Origin of the sequence: Geodermatophilus maliterrae, from assembly GCF_041018925.1 — a bacterium.
GTDB lineage: Bacteria > Actinomycetota > Actinomycetes > Mycobacteriales > Geodermatophilaceae > Geodermatophilus > Geodermatophilus maliterrae.
Genome location: NZ_JBFNXQ010000199.1, coordinates 1 through 1,840, shown reverse-complemented (window position 1 = coordinate 1,840; position 1,840 = coordinate 1). Strand labels below are relative to the sequence as shown.

The window sequence follows — 1,840 nt, the reverse complement described above, 5'->3', positions numbered from 1 at the left end:
CGGCACCACGCTGGCCGCCGCGGTGGCGACCGCCCTGGGCGCCTGCTCGCTCGCACCCGTCTTCGTCCGCCCCGCCTGGGTGCTGCCGGCGCTGTCCGCCGTCGCCGTCGTCGCCGCCGGTGGGCTGCTGCTGCGCGCGGCCGGGACGGCGCTGTGGGACTGGGCCTCCGGCGGCCGGGCGGTCCCGGCCCGGGTCGCCGCCACCGGCGTCCCGCTGGTCCCGCTCGGCCAGTTGCTCCTGCTGACCTGCCTGATGACCGCCCAGTTCGCCCCGGACCGGGCCGTCGGCGGCTGGCTGCCCACCCCGACCTCGCTCGACGCCCTCGCCGGGGTCCTGCTCGACGGCTCGGCCGAGCTCCGCGAGCAGTCGACGCCGGCCCTGCCGCTCACCGGGCTGCTCGCGCTCACCGTGCTCCTGGTGGGTCTGGCCGCGGTGACCGTCGACCTGGTCGCCGTCGGCGGTCGGCAGCCGGCGCTGGCCGGGCTGGGTCTGCTGGTCCTGTTCTGCGTCCCGGTCAGCACGGTCACCGGCAGCATCGGGCTGCTGGCCCTCGCCGCTCCCGCAGGCGGGCTGGCGCTGCTGCTGTGGGCCGACCAGTCCCGCCGGCTGGCCGCCCGCGGCGGCGCCGGGACGCGGCACGGCGCGGGGACGCCGGCCGCCGTCGGCACCGCTGCCCTGGCGCTGGCGGCGGGGCTGGTGGTCGGCAGCGTGGTCCCGACGCTGCCGGAGGGGCGGCTGGCCGCCGGCTTCGGCTCGGGCGGGGGCGGCGGCGGGTCCACCGGCACCGCGCTCGACCCGGCCGCGGCGCTGCAGGGCCAGCTGACCCTGCCCGAGCCGGTCGACCTGCTGCGCCTCGACAGCTCGGTGCTCGACCCGGGCTACCTGCGGGTGGTGACCCTCGACGTCTACGACACCGAGGACGGCTGGACGGTCGGCAACCTCGACGGCGAGGCGTCGGTGGCCCAGGACGAGGAGCTCGCGCCGCTGCCGGGCGGCCGCGAGGGCCGGCAGGTCGAGGCGACGATCACCGCCGTCGGCCACGACGACCGGTTCCTGCCGGTGCCCACCTCCCCCCTGTCGGTGGCCATCGACGACCCCGAGGCGTGGCGGTTCGACCCCACCACCGGCACGGTCTTCGGCCGCGACGTCAGCACCGCCGGCCGCCGCTACCAGGTGACCGCCGTCGAGCCGCGCCCCAGCGAGGAGGAGCTGCGCGCGGCCGAACAGGTCCTCCCCCGGACGCCGATCGCCGAGCGCGACACCGCCCTGCCGGTCCTGGACCCGAGCGTCACCGACCTGGTGGCCGCGCTGACCGCCGGCGCGGCCACGCCCTACGACGCGGTGCGCGCCATCCACGACCACTTCGACCGGGAGAACGGCTTCGTCTACAGCCTCTCCACCGCGCCGGGCACCGGCGGCGACGACCTCGCCGACTTCCTGCGCCTCAAGCAGGGGTACTGCGAGCAGTACGCCGGCGCCATGGCCGCGATGGTCCGCGCCGCCGGCATCCCCGCCCGGGTGGCGCTGGGCTACACGCCCGGCCGGGTGCAGCCCGGCGGCGGGCGGCTGGTGACCAGCGACGACGCGCACGCCTGGGTCGAGGTCCACTTCGACGACCTGGGCTGGATCCCGTTCGACCCGACGCCGATCGACACCGAGCGCGCCGTCGAGCTGCCGTGGGCGCCGCGACCGGCCGACCAGGAGATCCTCGAGCGCCCGACCGACGTCCCGACCGTGCCGACCCCGGCGCCGATCGTCCCGGCGCCGCAGGTCGACCCGGCGCCCGGCACCGTGCCGGAGGGGCAGGCCGCGGCGGAGGTGACGTCGGCGGCCCGCCCG

Annotated in this window: 1 protein-coding gene; it reads left to right on the top strand. The window is 78.3% G+C overall.

Translation table 11 applies throughout. The features are described 5' to 3' along the window. Positions 1-22 precede the first annotated feature (22 nt). Positions 23-1,840 (top strand): transglutaminase TgpA family protein (locus tag ABQ292_RS26420; RefSeq protein WP_369210674.1); only part of this gene is annotated, 1,818 nt, incomplete at its 3' end.